The organism is Rossellomorea yichunensis (genome assembly GCF_032337515.1).
GTDB lineage: Bacteria > Bacillota > Bacilli > Bacillales > Bacillaceae_B > Rossellomorea > Rossellomorea yichunensis.
This window is the reverse complement of sequence record NZ_JAVYAD010000003.1, coordinates 289,395-304,745: the sequence shown is the minus strand read 5'-3', so window position 1 is coordinate 304,745 and position 15,351 is coordinate 289,395. Positions and strand designations below refer to the sequence as shown.

18 protein-coding genes and 1 pseudogene are annotated in these 15,351 nt (G+C 38.0%); 4 read left to right on the top strand and 15 right to left on the bottom strand.

The genetic code is table 11. The features are described from left to right. Positions 1-124: 124 nt before the first annotated feature. The 9 genes from RSX31_RS09375 to RSX31_RS09335 all read right to left on the bottom strand — a co-directional run bounded on the left by RSX31_RS09375 (position 125) and on the right by RSX31_RS09335 (position 8,150). Complete coding sequence (locus RSX31_RS09375; protein ID WP_315634383.1) at positions 125-2,077, bottom strand: S9 family peptidase; 1,953 nt, start codon at positions 2,075-2,077, stop codon at positions 125-127. A 62-nt stretch (positions 2,078-2,139) separates the two neighbouring features. Next, the gene (locus tag RSX31_RS09370; protein WP_315634382.1) at positions 2,140-2,820 is read right to left on the bottom strand and encodes a phosphopantothenoylcysteine decarboxylase domain-containing protein; all 681 of its coding nucleotides are present in this window, start codon (positions 2,818-2,820) and stop codon (positions 2,140-2,142) included. A gap of 108 nt (positions 2,821-2,928) precedes the next feature. Continuing rightward, positions 2,929-3,414: a GNAT family N-acetyltransferase gene (locus RSX31_RS09365; RefSeq protein WP_315634381.1), complete on the bottom strand. Its 486-nt coding sequence runs from the start codon at positions 3,412-3,414 to the stop codon at positions 2,929-2,931. Positions 3,415-3,419: 5 nt separating this feature from the next. Beyond that, positions 3,420-4,085 carry a GNAT family N-acetyltransferase gene (locus RSX31_RS09360; protein WP_315634380.1) on the bottom strand — a complete coding sequence of 222 codons (666 nt, stop codon included), beginning with the start codon at positions 4,083-4,085 and terminating at the stop codon, positions 3,420-3,422. A 72-nt stretch (positions 4,086-4,157) separates the two neighbouring features. Further along, positions 4,158-4,682 (bottom strand): DinB family protein, encoded by a 525-nt coding sequence (locus tag RSX31_RS09355; RefSeq protein WP_315634379.1) that lies wholly within the window; start codon positions 4,680-4,682, stop codon positions 4,158-4,160. Between the two features lie 171 nt (positions 4,683-4,853). Continuing rightward, positions 4,854-5,072, bottom strand: a complete 219-nt coding sequence (locus RSX31_RS09350; protein ID WP_148969966.1) for a cyclase — start codon at positions 5,070-5,072, stop codon at positions 4,854-4,856. 170 nt (positions 5,073-5,242) lie between these two features. Further along, the gene (locus tag RSX31_RS09345; RefSeq protein ID WP_315634378.1) at positions 5,243-6,160 is read right to left on the bottom strand and encodes a GNAT family N-acetyltransferase; all 918 of its coding nucleotides are present in this window, start codon (positions 6,158-6,160) and stop codon (positions 5,243-5,245) included. 110 nt (positions 6,161-6,270) lie between these two features. Then, positions 6,271-7,125, bottom strand: a complete 855-nt coding sequence (locus tag RSX31_RS09340; protein ID WP_315634377.1) for a DUF2785 domain-containing protein — start codon at positions 7,123-7,125, stop codon at positions 6,271-6,273. A 413-nt stretch (positions 7,126-7,538) separates the two neighbouring features. Next, positions 7,539-8,150 carry a CGNR zinc finger domain-containing protein gene (locus RSX31_RS09335; protein WP_315634376.1) on the bottom strand — a complete coding sequence of 204 codons (612 nt, stop codon included), beginning with the start codon at positions 8,148-8,150 and terminating at the stop codon, positions 7,539-7,541. A 120-nt stretch (positions 8,151-8,270) separates the two neighbouring features. Here RSX31_RS09335 and RSX31_RS09330 point away from each other — a divergent pair, with 120 nt between their 5' ends. The 3 genes from RSX31_RS09330 to RSX31_RS09320 all read left to right on the top strand — a co-directional run bounded on the left by RSX31_RS09330 (position 8,271) and on the right by RSX31_RS09320 (position 10,208). Continuing rightward, on the top strand, positions 8,271-8,744 hold the full coding sequence (locus tag RSX31_RS09330) for a hypothetical protein (RefSeq protein ID WP_148969970.1): 474 nt from the start codon (positions 8,271-8,273) through the stop codon (positions 8,742-8,744). A 146-nt stretch (positions 8,745-8,890) separates the two neighbouring features. After that, complete coding sequence (locus RSX31_RS09325; RefSeq protein WP_315634375.1) at positions 8,891-9,703, top strand: AraC family transcriptional regulator; 813 nt, start codon at positions 8,891-8,893, stop codon at positions 9,701-9,703. A gap of 82 nt (positions 9,704-9,785) precedes the next feature. Next, positions 9,786-10,208 carry a VOC family protein gene (locus tag RSX31_RS09320; RefSeq protein WP_315634374.1) on the top strand — a complete coding sequence of 141 codons (423 nt, stop codon included), beginning with the start codon at positions 9,786-9,788 and terminating at the stop codon, positions 10,206-10,208. Positions 10,209-10,380: 172 nt separating this feature from the next. Here the strand turns inward: RSX31_RS09320 and RSX31_RS09315 are convergent. From RSX31_RS09315 to RSX31_RS09305, 3 genes and pseudogenes are all read right to left on the bottom strand, one after another. Continuing rightward, positions 10,381-10,946: pseudogene (locus RSX31_RS09315) on the bottom strand (DUF2812 domain-containing protein). Continuing rightward, positions 10,933-11,250, bottom strand: coding sequence for a PadR family transcriptional regulator (locus tag RSX31_RS09310; RefSeq protein WP_315634373.1), 318 nt, complete (start codon positions 11,248-11,250; stop codon positions 10,933-10,935). Before RSX31_RS09310 ends, RSX31_RS09315 begins: the two are co-directional and overlap by 14 nt. Before the next feature lie 300 nt (positions 11,251-11,550). Next, positions 11,551-12,096, bottom strand: a complete 546-nt coding sequence (locus tag RSX31_RS09305; protein WP_148969973.1) for a cupin domain-containing protein — start codon at positions 12,094-12,096, stop codon at positions 11,551-11,553. 137 nt (positions 12,097-12,233) lie between these two features. Here RSX31_RS09305 and RSX31_RS09300 point away from each other — a divergent pair, with 137 nt between their 5' ends. Further along, entirely contained in the window at positions 12,234-12,857 is a 624-nt protein-coding gene (locus tag RSX31_RS09300) for a LysE family translocator (protein ID WP_315634518.1), read from the top strand. 79 nt (positions 12,858-12,936) lie between these two features. Here RSX31_RS09300 and RSX31_RS09295 read toward each other — a convergent pair whose 3' ends face one another. The 3 genes from RSX31_RS09295 to RSX31_RS09285 are packed head-to-tail and all read right to left on the bottom strand — an operon-like array spanning position 12,937 to position 14,937. Beyond that, positions 12,937-14,184, bottom strand: coding sequence for a DUF4153 domain-containing protein (locus RSX31_RS09295; RefSeq protein WP_315634372.1), 1,248 nt, complete (start codon positions 14,182-14,184; stop codon positions 12,937-12,939). Between the two features lie 43 nt (positions 14,185-14,227). Beyond that, complete coding sequence (locus RSX31_RS09290; protein ID WP_148995982.1) at positions 14,228-14,443, bottom strand: helix-turn-helix domain-containing protein; 216 nt, start codon at positions 14,441-14,443, stop codon at positions 14,228-14,230. 11 nt (positions 14,444-14,454) lie between these two features. After that, positions 14,455-14,937: a DUF2975 domain-containing protein gene (locus RSX31_RS09285; RefSeq protein WP_315634371.1), complete on the bottom strand. Its 483-nt coding sequence runs from the start codon at positions 14,935-14,937 to the stop codon at positions 14,455-14,457. Positions 14,938-15,351: the final 414 nt, after the last annotated feature.

Sequence of the window (15,351 nt, the reverse complement as noted above, 5' to 3'; positions counted from 1 at the left end):
TCTGTATAAGCTTTGCACCATTCGCTGCCGTTGAGTTTTATCTTGTTGTCAGAACTCATAGTTTCTATTCCCTTCTTTCAACGATCAGTTTGGTTTAGACAATAAGTTTGACATTAAACAGTTATTACAAAACCCTAAAACCATCCATACTCTCTCCAAGAATATAGTGTGAAAACCACATCAGATTCTGCTTCATAATAGCCCGGTGTATTCCTGGTTTCTCAGAGCTGTATCCCATTCCTTCGAATATGATTAATTCTGTATCCACTTCCATATCCCTTAGTCCTTTATAGAGCTCATTTGCATTGACCAGTGGGACTCTTGCATCCTTTTCACCATGTTGGATCAAGGTGGGTGTACAGGCAGATTGAATATAGGTCATGGGTGAAGATTTAGCATAGATCTCTGGGTCATTCCATGGTGTCCCTCCTACATGCATTCTGATAAATGAAGGTAAATCCGTATTGACGTAATTGGTGACCCAATTAGTAATTCCGCCTCCAACCGAGATCGCCTTAAATCGATCACTATAGGTAGTGCAGAAGGCTGAAATAAAACCACCTTGGCTCCATCCCATCACCCCTACTCGATCCTTATCTGCAATCCCCCGCTCCACGAGTGTGTCCACCCCGGATATGACATCCTGGTAGTCACCGATTCCGAGGTTTCGATAGTTCGCCTTTAAGAAGTCATTTCCATATCCTGAACTTCCTCTGTAATTTGGTTCTAAAACGATAAAGCCCTTTTCAATAAACGATTCAACAGGATATTTTTCATTGAAGCAGCTTGAATGGATAGGGAAGGAAGCCCAAGCTGGACCGCCATGGATGAAGACCAATAAGGGATATTTCTTATTCCAATCAACGTCTATTGGGGTTGTTAATACCCCTTCTATTTCAAGATTATCACTGCTACTCCATGAGATGATCTCCCTGTTACTTTTGAGTTTCCCCTCAAAAAGACCATTCTCGTTTGTTATTTTTTTATTATCTAGATAGACTTCGAAGGTTTCATTTGGTCCAGCCTTACGATAAGCTAGGTGATTTCCATCCCCTGTTATAGAAGCCTCCATGATACAGCACTCTGTTGTTTCGCTTAACATGTTCAGCTTTCCATCTTCAGTTAGTAAGCCGATAAGATAATTTGTTTTATCCTGCCACATCAGTAGAATCCCTTTAGCTGTCCAACGTATTGGAGTAACCGTCCGGTCAAAATCTATCAATGGTTGAATCCGCTTTCCGCTCATAAGATCATAGATTTCGAGTGTACTGTCCATGATATGTGTCTTATAGTACTCTTTCTCTCGTATGCTTGCTGAATAACATATTTTGTTACCATGAGGAGAAAAGCAGACGTTCCCTCCCAATAGCTTATCTCCACTCAACTTCTGTAACTCTCCTGATTGACGATCGAGTATGTAGAGATCTCCATTCTGACCACCTTCTCCATCGGGGCTTGGCGTAACCATGAGCACCACCTTTTCCCCATTGTGAGAAATATTAAATTCATGGATGTGAAAATCCCTGCCGTCCGTTAGTTGATACGGAACATTTTCATCAAGACGAGTTGAATCTTTTAATTCCACATACCATAAACAATCATTCTTATATTCTCTTCCTACATGATGGAAATCTCCATACGTCTTACTGCGTTTCTTGATTTCCTCAGATTCCCGTGACTGTGTAACATAATAAAAGCCCTTGCCAGTAGGGTCCCATTTGAATTGACTTACCCCTTCTATCTCATCCGTCATTTGAACCCTGCCATCACCATCGATCGACTCCACAAAGATCTGATTCTTCTCACCGTCATCCACACTGCGAAGATAGGCAATATGTCTGGAATCCGGAGACCATAATGGGCATGTACCCTCTACCCCATTGGTTGTGAATGCGTAACATACTCCCTTATTTTTTTCATATATCCATATGTGATTCCTATATGTATTGTCTTCCCAGTCAGCTGTGTTTTTGACAAATGCTACGTTAATGCCATCCTCACTTATGTTTAAACCTGATATGGTTGGTATTGAAAGAAGCTCTTCTATACTTAGATATGTTTTTTCATTCCTATCCATTCATGAACCCCTTCCGTGTAAAATACTAATACTGCCTATCCGTTCAATGAGAAAGCAATTATTTAGTTTATATGATATGCAAGTAAATGTAGTAATCCCTCAGCTGTTTCTTTTTTACTACTATACTTTATTGGTAATTGAAATGTAGAAACAATAAAATGTTCTGATTCTTCACCATAGAGTGAACCTGTTTTATTAGCAACCATGAATTCCGCTTTGGCAGTCTCCATTCTAAGCTTTGCCCTTTCGAATAAGTACTCATGATCAACTGTATGTTCTAACTTAAAACCGACGAGTAAGACGTTTGGGTTCCATTTCTTTATTTCTGATAATACTTTTGGGGCTTTTTTAAAATGAATGATCGGGGGTTCATCACTCGTCATTTTTCCTGTCTCCAAAATCGGATTCCCTCGTTGATCAAATATTTTATCGACTACCCAATCTGATCCGGCAGCTGCCATGATTACCACATCAATAGGCTCAGATTGTACAATCGATTTGATTTTCTCACCTAAATCTTCTATGCCCTCAAATTGTATCAATCGCATGTTCACATGGTTTTCAGGAAGCTTTCCAAAATAGCCATGTATGTAAATGACCTCTGCTTCATGACTCAACGCTTCTTCCGCTAGATAACACCCCATCGTCCCTTTTGCTAAATTAGTATGTCCCCTGACCGTATCCCATTTCTCTAGCGTACCTCCGCTTGTTATCAGGATCTTTTTACCTTTTAATAAACTCATGCATTCACCTACTATTTTCATTTCGGATCCATATGTAATTTCATTGATAAACTGGCCATCCGGTTATATCTTGGCTCTCTACCCGAATTCTTCTCAAAAAAAGACTCTTCAAGAACCCGATATGGCAAAAACGGATTGTTCATTTCCAAAGCGTTGAATCTTCTTCTCTAAACTCATCCCTACCGATAATAATAGTTTGCAAGATGCATTATTTTGTGACTGTGTTTCGGCCATGACTTTGTCTAATTTCAGGGTATGAATTCCATAATGTAATACCCTATTGATTACTTCTCTGGCAAGACCCTTCCCCCAGAACTCCGGTAAAAATTGATAGCCGATTTCTGTGTGAATTCCATCATGATAGGTATCAAGGAAAACCATTCCTACAAATTCCCGGGAACTTTTATTGAAAATAGTCCAATAATGTTTTTTATTTGGTGACTGGACCATTTCGTGAAATCTTTGCTTAAATGACTCTTCATTAACGGTTCCACCTAAATATTTTCGTACCTGATCGTTGTCATATAATTTTTTTATTTGGTAGGAATCACTATCCTTTAACATGTGTAACTCACATCTCTCTGTGGACAACAATGGCTTCACCCCCCTTGATGATGTGGTAACGTTTCAATGTCAATGCCCTGCACATTTCCAGCTACAACTCCTGAAAAACAAACGCTTACAATTTCTTTTTCAAAAACAACCATATACCCGACACCATGATTTAAGAACCTTTCAAACGATGGCCAAAACTCTAATAGTTTAGAATGCAAAAATCCAACGTTTTTATATGTTACGTGACCTTTGTCTTCCAACATACTTTTTGTGATTTTAACAGTTTCATATCCTTGTTCTAAAAGAGGTTCATTTTTCTGGATATAATAATCCTTTTGTAATTCATACACCCTTTGATTGTAACCCCTCAAATTTTCGCCAAATACGTTTTTAATCGTCTTATTCCATTTTGAATGCTCACCTATTGCTTCAAAACCTGTTAAACCCATTCTTCTGGCCTCGGGTTTGATTACTGTATTAAAAAAATGGTTCAGTTGACAATTAAAACCCTCATTCTCTTCGTTTCCAATAAAGATAAACCCATTATTGCTCCCCAGCCAAATAAATCCAGAGGTAGGAGCCTGAAGATCATCTACAAATATACGACCGGAATTCCAACCTTCAATGACGGCTTTTGATTCCAAGAGTCCCTCGTGAACTAATAATTCTTTGCATTTATAAAATTCAGACTGTTCAAGCTCTGAAATCATCCGTTTTCATCCTTTCTCCTGACTATAACCACTATTCAATTATCTGGATTGATACGCTCGATTGAACTCCCATTATTGAAGAGAACTCAGATATCGATCCTTTATCAACCTTCGATGGTGAATTTCATGCCCCGCTATAATGTACCCAAGCGCACGGGCCGTCACTTCAGAACCATTGGCGTTTCCACGCCGGCGCAACGATTCGTCATCCATGCTGCTAAGAAGAAGAATGGTGTGTTGGCGGACAAGAGCTTGATGATGTAAAAGGTCTGATAATGAAAAGCGATTGAACTGCCCTCTCCTCACATACTCATCATCATTATATCCAGGCAGCATCTCCTGTTCTCCCCTTGCAATACAGAGAAGGCGGTAGCACATAATGCGCTCCGTGTCGGTTATGTGGCCGATGACTTCCTTGATTGTCCATTTTCCTGGAGCATACTGATACTGGGCCATTTCCTCACTTAAATCTCTTAACAAATTCATTGTTTCCTTTTGTTGATCATCAAGAATGTGGAGCAGTTCTCCATCTGGGACATTGTTTACATATTCCTTATAATACGGAGGATATTCGTTTGTTTCTGGTTTCCTCAACATAGCTTCTACCCCTTTTGTATGTCATTAATCCAATTATTTCAAATGCATTTAATTCTTACAATCATTTTATTTAACCAAAAAGCACGCTATTCAATTACGGTCTTAATAATGATTCTCGAATCAAAAAAGTGCATTTCCCAATCTTGAAATGCACTTTCGAAGAATTCACTGTTACTGTTCAGGTTTTCGTTTATGCTTCTCATGAATGATCTTTTTGTTCAATATCCTCACTTCACCTACCATCAGTAACCTCATATCCTCTACGATATATTCAGCCAGCTCCTGATCAGAGATGTCATCCCCCTCGATATCAAGACGGAATTCCTGCCCCTGTATACCACCGCCATTGGTAAAATCGATTTCAAAGTCAAACTGAACCCGTTTGTCCATGTGAATCCTCCTTCAGTTTAGTTTTGATCTTTACTTATTATAAGAAACGACTAAATTCCGTGTTCGCCCAAAACTAAAGGAGAGTAAGTATTAGATACAATTTGTAATAAATATGGGAACATCCCTCTCACATTTTTTTCCTGTCAGTATGAACACTTACTTCCAATATTTCAGTGCTCTAAATACATATCAGTTATCGATCTGCTTCTAAGAAACCCAAGGTCTTCATAAAGCCTAATCGCTTGATTATCTTTGATGACAGATAAACGGGATGCAGGGTACGCTTTACTCGAACGATTGATCGAATGGGTTAACAAGTATCGTCCAAGTCCCCTCTGTTGATGATCAGGGTCCACGACTAAACTCATGATAAGTGGATAATCCTCAAATTCCATGTGCAGACAGACGCCCACAATGTTGTTCGTACGATTATCGCTCACGACTCTTGAAGACTCATCCATGATTTTATTATGTTTATGTTGATCGATAAATTCGTTTACATGGAGAAGATAATCCTCTTTCGTTCCGATTTGCTTATATGCCGGATTGTCTGTATAGGCTTTCATAAGTAAGCATGCAATATCATTTGCATCTTCTCTTGAAACAGCCCTTGAACTATACCCTTCAGGGAGAATGGCCATCATTGGTTCCGTCGGACGAATCATCCATACATTCACTTCATGAATCTTGCATCCAAGTTGTTCATACGTTGCCACATGATCTTCAACAACTTCTCTTACAATGATTTTATCTTCAGTCTTCGATACCTTTTTTAAATAGTTTAATAGTTTGTGGACCAACCCTTCATAATCCTTATAGGGTGGCACTACAAATAAATCCGACATGAAATTAGGTTTTAGAAATACACCGCCAATGACGGTTTCACCTTCCATAATAAAATATCCGCAATCAAGAATGGATGCGATTTCTATTAAAGTCTCAGAGGACCTTCTAAAATAGGAATCTGCATTTTTTTGTCCATGATAAATGGAATAATAGCGAGTGTATTCTTTGGGTTCTTGATAAACCAACCTTAATCCGCCTTCTATCTCGATAGGTTTATATAAAGATTGAATTTGCTCTCTCATATTTTTCACCCCTTTGTTTTAACTAAACAACCATATTCCGTATCGGAATCAACGAATCTTCTGACCATTTTATTCTCTTTCATCCCCTACTTCCTCTAAAGCGCAAGTAACTACAATTCAGATAAACAAAACTCAATGTTCTTGTTTAGAGAAATCAAATCGTCACGTGAACTTATCTTTATGTAAAAGCTTTTTAAAAATGTCTTACAGTTAGTTTCTAAAAACCAATAATTCTCTTCCTTTACTTGTTCTTTCCTACGTTTCAGTTCGGCGGGTACTCCTTTTAGTAACTGTTCTATTTCCCCTACGTCCATTCCCTTTTCTAACATGGCCAATATCGGTGTTACCATTCTCTCGTCTTCACCATGAACATAGACACTGTCAGAAACAAGTATCTTCTCCCACAGTGGACGTAACATGTCTAAAAGATCTTTCTGTTCGATTTTGTTATTGAGTATCAATTCGTCAAACGCGTCTGCCACATGCGCTATACTATGTGCCCAGCCTTTCCCTGGAACAAAGCCCCTCAGGTCATTTTCCGAGTTGATGTAGTTGATTAAATGATCTTTTGTTTTATAAACAGCGTTTTTGGGAAGAAAATCGTCCTCATTATCCTTGTATAAAATAACGGCGATGACAAGTGAGGTAAACGCCCTTGTAAACACGGTATCCGTGCCATTTTCACGTATCCCTTTGAATAACATGTCGTCACTAAAACAGTAATCCAATAGATCAATCAATAATTCATGCTCCAATTGGTTTTCTATGGCTAACTGACAAAAGGTACTGTAGATCAACTTGTCCCTTAGCTCACCATCTGTAGTACCGATAAAATGAATCATCGATTTGACAAGACCAACATGATTCTTTACGTCCCATGGTTTTTGTCCACTCTTATATTCTTGTAGGTACTTTTTCAGTTCATGTTCTTCCATTTCCAACTCGGTTGATCGAAACTCCACCATCTGCTTTTTCCTCCTAATGAATAAGAACAATCCTCACTCACAATTGCTCTCTTTCCGAATAAAAAAAGAGACTATCAATATACGATAGTCCCCATTTAATAATAAGATTAAGATAGCTCATGATTTACTATATACAGTAAGAAGGTTTGGACATCGTACATTTAATTGTTCTTGTATGATGTTTCATTGAACGCACGATTTACAACCTCCTTCACTAATCAAATTCTTAACATATTTAATTATAACAAAATGGATTATTTTAGCAATTAAAGATGTGAATTTCCAGAAAAATACTAACGTGTAAAAAACTTCATTACTATAAAAATCATGCATCTTCATGCTATGAAGCTAACTCACTATACTACTGGCCAAAACACTGAAGCATCCTATAGTTAGGAAGTGACCGATCATGGTCACTTCCCTTTTTGATAAAACCGTCGCACTTTCGCACGATTGCCGCAATCGGCCATTGAACACCAACGGCGACTCCGGTTCCGGCTCGAATCGAAAAATAACCATCCACAAGGATCTCCCTCACATTGTTTGACTCGTTCCAATTCGTTTTTTGAAACAAGTAAATTTACAGCGGATTGCAATATGGGAGGCAGCATTGTGTCCAGATTTTTCTCTGGTTGTTTAAACTTCAACATGTATTGATCTTTCTCATGGATGACTTGCAAAGAACGATAGAAGTGGCTCACGTATTCATTGAAGCATGCAAGATCCTGCTCGTCTGGCGAGGTTTTCTTTGAAATGCTCTTGAAAATTCGATACATGACTTCACGCATTTCGATCACCTGCTTCAGGACTTCTTCTGCTTGAGAAGGGTTTTCCCCGGCTTCAACAAGAAGATCTTGTGCCTGTTGGGCAGTCAAGACTTCGGCATGGACCGACCAGTCGATCAATTTAGCATAACTAGTAAACCAATCCCGTCTTTTCTCCGCACTTTCCCGCCAACTGACGGTATTGATGAAGTCCATACACAAACGTTCTCCGACCATCATATAAGGGTTTGTTTCCGACATAATCATGACTCCTTTACTCTAACCATCATAATACATATTGACAGTTAGAAACAACCGGAGTAAACTTATAACCAGCTAAAGTGTTTTTGATGGTTAATCACAAATTCAGGAGGTACTAAGATGAAGAATTCGATGTTGGCAGCTGTTAAAACGTTGTTGAAGGAAACATTCCAAGGGCCTGAAGGAAGCGGAAGCTGGTACACAGAATCGAAGCCGGGCAGTGGTTTATTCGGAACGCTCGAAGGATTATCTGCAGAAGAAGCTTCTATACCGGTCAACGGTACGACGATCGCCGCCCAAACCGATCATACCCGCTATTATTTATGGGTTGCGAGATCATATTTGAATGGAGAAGAACCCGACAAGGACTGGGAAGCTTCCTGGAAAATCACTAGCGTAGACACAAACACATGGACACAGTTCGCTTCTGAACTTCAACAAGAATACACCACACTCCTTACAAAGATTGATTCACTTAACTCCTTAGATGAACAGACATCAACGGGTCTGTTGGGAACGATCGCCCACTCCGCCTACCATCTCGGCTCCATACGACAAATGATCAAAGAGATCAAAGTCCCAAGCCAACCATAAGCATGAAAAAAGCTCCAGGGAGGCATTCTTTGGAGCTTTGTGCTTTTCATATTTCTTTCCTGTCACTCAAATCTAATGAATTCTCCCACTGAAATGGTTAAACTAGATGGTAGTATGAACTATTCAAGTTTAATCGAGGTGACGTCATGAATCCTTTCCTGCCAATACAATCCCCTTCCATCTTACATTCAAACGGAAGTAACTATCAGGAATACACCCCCAACCATTCACTAAGTCCCTATGTAGCTTGTTATTGGAGCCTGGATTATTATGCTTCAGATACCCAGGAAACCCACAGGGTATTACCAGATGGATGTATAGATATTATTGTGGACTTAACTGCCTCCTCTCCTTCAAAAGGAGCTTTCATTACAGGACTCATGACCCGTTTTGATACGTTGAACTTTACGAGCGAGCAGCATTTTTTTGGCATTCGCCTATTTTCAAATCACGCACAGCGTTTTCTACACTATCCTGTACAAGAATTTATTGATGAACGTGTCTATCTTGAAGAAGTATGGGGAATAGCAGGTCTACTATTTACCGAGGAAATTCAAGAAGCGCAAGGAAACCTTGAAAGAATGGAAATCGTGGAAACAAAACTAATTCACCTTTTAAACATATTGGGTACTCACAGGAGTCCATATATACTCCAGACATCCCTTCAGTATATTTTCTTGGATCATGGAATGAACTCCATTCAAACATTAGCAAAAAAGGTCAGCTACAGTGAACGAACGATAAGAAGAGTATTCCGGGATGAATTAGGTGTCTCTCCTAAAGAGTTCTCACGTATTATCCGCTTCCAAAGTATTTTGAAAGATCTTCATTCTGTTCATAACCCACGTCTTATGGAAGTGGCTCTTAACTACGGTTATTACGATCAAGCTCACTTCAGCAATGAATTCAAACAATTTTACGGACTTGCTCCGAGTATTGTATTTCCTACCCGAACGTAATGTTGTCCGTTTTTTACAAGTTTGGTCCCTTTGAATAAGGTATCCTAAGGAAGAAGAATCAGGAGACAAGGAGGAAAAAACAATGAAACCAAGAATTACCGTACTAACTCTCGGAGTAGATAATCTGGAAAGATCACTTGAATTTTATAAAAACGGTCTACATCTTCCAACAGAAGGGATATTGGGACAGGAATTTGAGAATGGTGCTGTGGCCTTCTTCGATCTGCAAAATGGATTCAAACTGGCCATCTGGGAACGAAAAAGCTTAGCTGCAGAAGCAAATGTACCCCTTTCTCCCAGAAGTCCCACAGAATTCACAATCGGCCATAATGTAAGCAGTAAAGCGGAAGTGGATCAGGTGATGCTGGAAGCAGAAACAGCCGGGGCGAAAATCACCGACCCTGCCAAAGATACATTTTGGGGAGGATATTCTGGTCACTTCTTGGATTTAGACGGACATTTGTGGGAAGTCGTATGGAATCCAGAATGGGAAGTAGAGGACTAAAAATGATATGGCTAAACCAGCTCATTGTTATTGTGCTGGTTTCTGCCCCCCCATTCTAAAGGTCAGTAACTTTGTTTCATCCATCCAGCATCTGTTAGAAAGTCTTTTCTGGTTAGTTTTTCTCCTCTAATAATTTCCCTATACAAATTGATTGTCCCGGCTTACGATCTTCCTATTCTTCTTTCAATATTGAATACTTCCGATAAGCTTTATAATAACTTCCAGCTAAAAAACAACCATAAATGCGGGAAACAATTTCAAAAGAACAAATGGCGTTTCAAATAAAAACGCTTTCCAAAATAATGCATTCTCCATACTCCAAAGACCTTCATGATATAATGTCGAATCCCGGTAGTACATAAAAGAATAAGCCAGAAACATCATTCCAAACCAAAATGAATAACCCATTATCCTTTTATAATAATGACCCTTTGATTGGCGATCAGAGAAGATTTCATTTTGATCATCATTTTCCTTTTGCCAATATCGTATTCCACTAAGCCAGTACCCCTTTATATAGTTCCAACCGAAATCCTCATAGATCCCTTTGTATTCCACGAACTTTTTCTTAGATAAATAGTCTTGATAATCAAGTCGCATAACATATCTTTTATCCGTTTTTTCGAAAGTGTATATTCCCAGTCCACTAATGGTTGTGCAGCGATAGCCTTTTTGTAATTGCTCGTTCAGCCAATGCTCTTCTTTTTCAATATTAATGAAAATTTTAAACTTCTTCATTCGAATCACTTCCTTCATACAATGATAAAATATGCAATAGCCTTTCTTGCTCCATTTTCAATATGGCTCTTCCTTCTGTCGTAATCATATACATTTTTCTCCGGCCTGAATCTCCAACAGGTTCAATCCAACCATGTTTATTCAAGTTTTCAATCGCACCGTATAATGTACCTGCTGCTAAAATAACGGTGCCATTACTTATTGTTTCTATCTTTTGCATCACGGCATAGCCGTGGAGTGGCTCACGGAGAGCTAATAAAATATAATGCATGGTTTCAGACAAAGGCAATAATTTATGTTTCATACTCTCACCCTTTATTCAGTTCAACTATATAGTACAACTTAATAATAAGTTATTACAGTTCAACTGAATAGTCAACAACATTTTTTAAATTCATCGAAGGAACTACAGGTAAACTAAAGAAGCCGATTCCCTTTACGAAATCGACTTTAGTGTATTCTTATTCAATTTAAATTGGCCGATTGTTGAATACAAGTTAAACATCAATCTTAAACTAGACTGACCCCATAATAGAAGAAGGCAATAGCCGGATCAATTAGCTGATCTCCAGTTATTGCCCCCTTTAAAAGAATAATGGTCTGCCTAAAACGAGGGAGGAGTGACCGAGAAAAGGATCGTTGCTTCTGTATTATAGTCATTTATCCACCGATGTTTCATATGTGAAGGGATCTTCACACTATCCCCCGGTTCAAGGATATATTCTTCTTGTTCTAAATTAATTCTTATTTGCCCTGTTAAGACAAATGCAACTTCTTCCCCCTTATGTCCTAAGGGCTTTTCCGAGGATGTACTATTTGGAGGGAACGTCATAATAGCCGTAGCCAGTTTTCCAGAAATATCAGGTGATACTAATTCATATGACAAATGATCAATCACCATTTTCCTTCTATTCTTTGACCTGACGACTAATTCTTCTGTATTTACCTCTTCCAGCAGGAAACTAAATGTGGGGACATTTAGGACTTTAGCTAAGACCTTAAGAGTCTGAATAGAGGGATTTGCTATCCCCCGTTCAATTTGACTTAACATTGAAGGTGTTATTTCAGCTGTTTTAGCTAATTCTCGAATACTTAAATCATTTAATTTCCTGTACTGCTCAACTTTTTTCCCTATATTGATATTTTCCATTATACACTCCGTTAAATACAATTTAATTTTATAAAATACTACTTAACTTTTTCCTTTGAGCTATGTTAAACTAAATTAACTTTAATTAAGTATAATTTTATCATAACGCTATTCAAATCGTAAGGAGGAGCAGAATGATGAATGACATTTTTACTTTTATCGTACTTTCTTTGTTCGTAGTAATGAGCCCTGGAATTGATACCGCCTTAATAACAAAGAGGACGATATCAGCTGGAAAAAGTGATGGTTTTAAAATGGCCCTTGGTATCACAGCTGGTGCTCTCGTTCATACATTTGCAGCTGCGTTTGGTCTTTCAGCGGTGCTAATGCAATCTGCTCTTGCCTTTGACATTGTAAAATACATTGGAGCTGCCTATTTAATTTATCTAGGTGTTTCATCATTTATATCAAAAGGGAAAAATAAAGAACAGGTGTTAGAAAATCAGAAAGAGATACCTGCAAAGGGATTGGCCTTTAAGCAGGGGTTCTTTTCAAATGTTTTGAACCCTAAGGTTGCAATCTTTTTTCTAACATTTTTACCTCAGTTCGTAAACACACAATCTCACGCAGCAAAACAACTTATACTAATGGGAATAATATATACGTTATTGTCCATCGTCTGGTTTATTGTATATGTAATTTTCATTAATTATCTACGAAAATGGCTAATGACTCCTATTATCCAAAGTATGATGGAGAAAGCTACCGGTATTGTATTAATTGGCTTTGGGTTGAAATTGGCTTTAGAAAGACAACATTAATAGATAACAAAAAGAACATTGGGGGTTTAAGCTCTTCCCAATGTTCTTTTTCTTCAATTAACCTGCCTTATCTTATTTTCTAATTAAAAATTAAAGGAAAAGTAAATATTACGAAAGCTGCCCAAAGTCCGTATACCGGCAAATACTTAGTAACGGAATCTTGAATAGTTGAAGGTCCGGTTTTGTTTTGTAGAAAACGCATATAGGAGAACATAATCCAGATTAGATTAGCCCAGATAAGTATGTTTACACCTAAAACAGCAAGTCTGTTTGGAGTAATCCCATAAGAAGAAAGTCTGAACACTATGGCTGACAATGCCACACTGTCAATGATAAGGGCAAGAACAATCAGGGCAAAATTTATATAGTCTGAAATGTTTTTTTTCTCATCTGAGTCGCTTTCGGTAATGGAAAATATGGTTACGACCAATACACCAAGAAGTATTCCGTTGAAGGCTATCAGGAAATTACGGTCCAAGAATGGATTTTTTCCGAGCCATATAACAGCAATAAGATAGACCAACAATGTGACCAGGACAAGAGGGCTAAAAATTTTAGCTATATAGGGTGTAATATTCTTAGCAAGTTTAAGGTTCATTGATACCAGGTATGCAGCCACAATAGCGAGAGCGGAAGCACCAAATAAAACGATATTACTAAAATAAAATTCCTCTATATCCAAGCCGATAAAGCTGAATAACTGCATGGTTAATGCTGCCAGTATCATTCCACTAACAGCCATGCTGGCGTAGAGAATTCCATATTCCAAATTAAATTTGATATAGGCTAATCTAGTACTACCTTTTGAATACTCATTTCCTGTAAATGCAAGCCCTAACACGATCCATAAGAATATGGGAATGTGTAAATAAGCAAGGATAATACTGTCTTTATCATTTAAAGGCAACATATTAAGATAAATCCCAGAAATCAGGAACAACCCTACAAGGGAATAAAGAACCCTTTTTTTCGGAGTATTTTTGTAAACAAAATAGGTAGCAATAAAAGGAATTATACCAAAGGCCAGGTTAATTGGAGCGATCACTTCCTGTTCGACAAAATGGAAAATGATCCTGGTAAATATCCCTGCCATAATGGCTAAAATGCCCATGAATATGAAATCTTTTTGGACCTTGGAAGACTTTTCTGTATTAGCTGCCTCCTTAAAATGCAATCTTTCATACCAAACGCCAAGGACCTGAGAGTCAGGAATTTGTTCCCATGCCTGTAAGAATGAATGTTTAAAAGCTTTTGGATCTTTTCTATAAATTCTCTCCAGTTCATGAGGGTTATCTATGTTTTCAATAATCGAATTGTTAGATTCCATCGTAATACCTCCCCTAATAATTGTTATTTTCTCTCCACAATGTTTACCTATCTTCGTCACTTTTGTATTCTAATATATCCCCAGGCTGACACTCTAAAGCCTTACAAATTGCCTCTAAGGTGGATAATCGAATCGCTTTCGCCTTTCCATTTTTCAATATAGAAAGGTTAGCCATCGTTATCCCAACCCTACCCGAAAGCTCTGTTACGCTCATTTTCCTTTTTGCTAACATCACATCAATATTGATTATAATTGCCATTGTTATTCACCTCAGACCGTTAAATCATTTTCTGATTTTATATCAATTGCTTCTTTTAAAAGTTTCTGGAGAACTGCCGCAAACACTGAGATAACCATCGAAGCAAAAGGAACAACCAATCCGACAAAGATAACTCCTGGAGCGTCGTCTACTTCCGCAAAGATATAGAAGAGCGGCAAAACTAGTACATGCAAAATACTGATTGTGATTGCACAATATTTGATATTCTTTAAAGCTGTTACAGATAGATCAGAGAAAGCTTTATTTTTGTCAATGTAGCGCAGGAGTTTAAAAGCCTGATACAAAGCAAAATAAAAAGGTATTGCTGATGCATCAAAAACGATGAAAACGAAATATTTTATCACTGTAAACTCTGGAAGTAATGTCGCTGAAAGGTCCGCCAGCTCAGGCACCAAAAAGATGCATAGAGCAAGAATTGGGACTCCTAAAAAAATAACAGCTATTTTTAAGAACATCGTTGTAATTTTATTCATAACAGCACCTCATTTATTTATTCTGATTTTGATTTTAATACAAAGTTTATCGATTTACAATAAATTTTTATTAATTATTATAATAATTTTATTGCAAATGAATTGTTTGCGGATACAAAAAAAGAGGCTGAGACAAAACTAAAACGCCACGAAATAAAGACGAACAATAGAAGTGTAGGCTCTTAATACCGCTAATGATTTCCGTGCAAGACTACGCTTTCCGCGGGTAGCTCGTAAGCCTCCTCGGCAAGCCTGCGGGGTCTCACATAAGCTACTTTTCCCGCAGGAGTCTTCGTCTTGCACTCCAATCAACCGCTGGAAAGCACTAAATCTAAATGTTCATTGGAACAAATTAAAAACCCGAACTAATTTGCCTTTAAGAATGCAAATTAGTTCGGGTTTTACTTATACTAA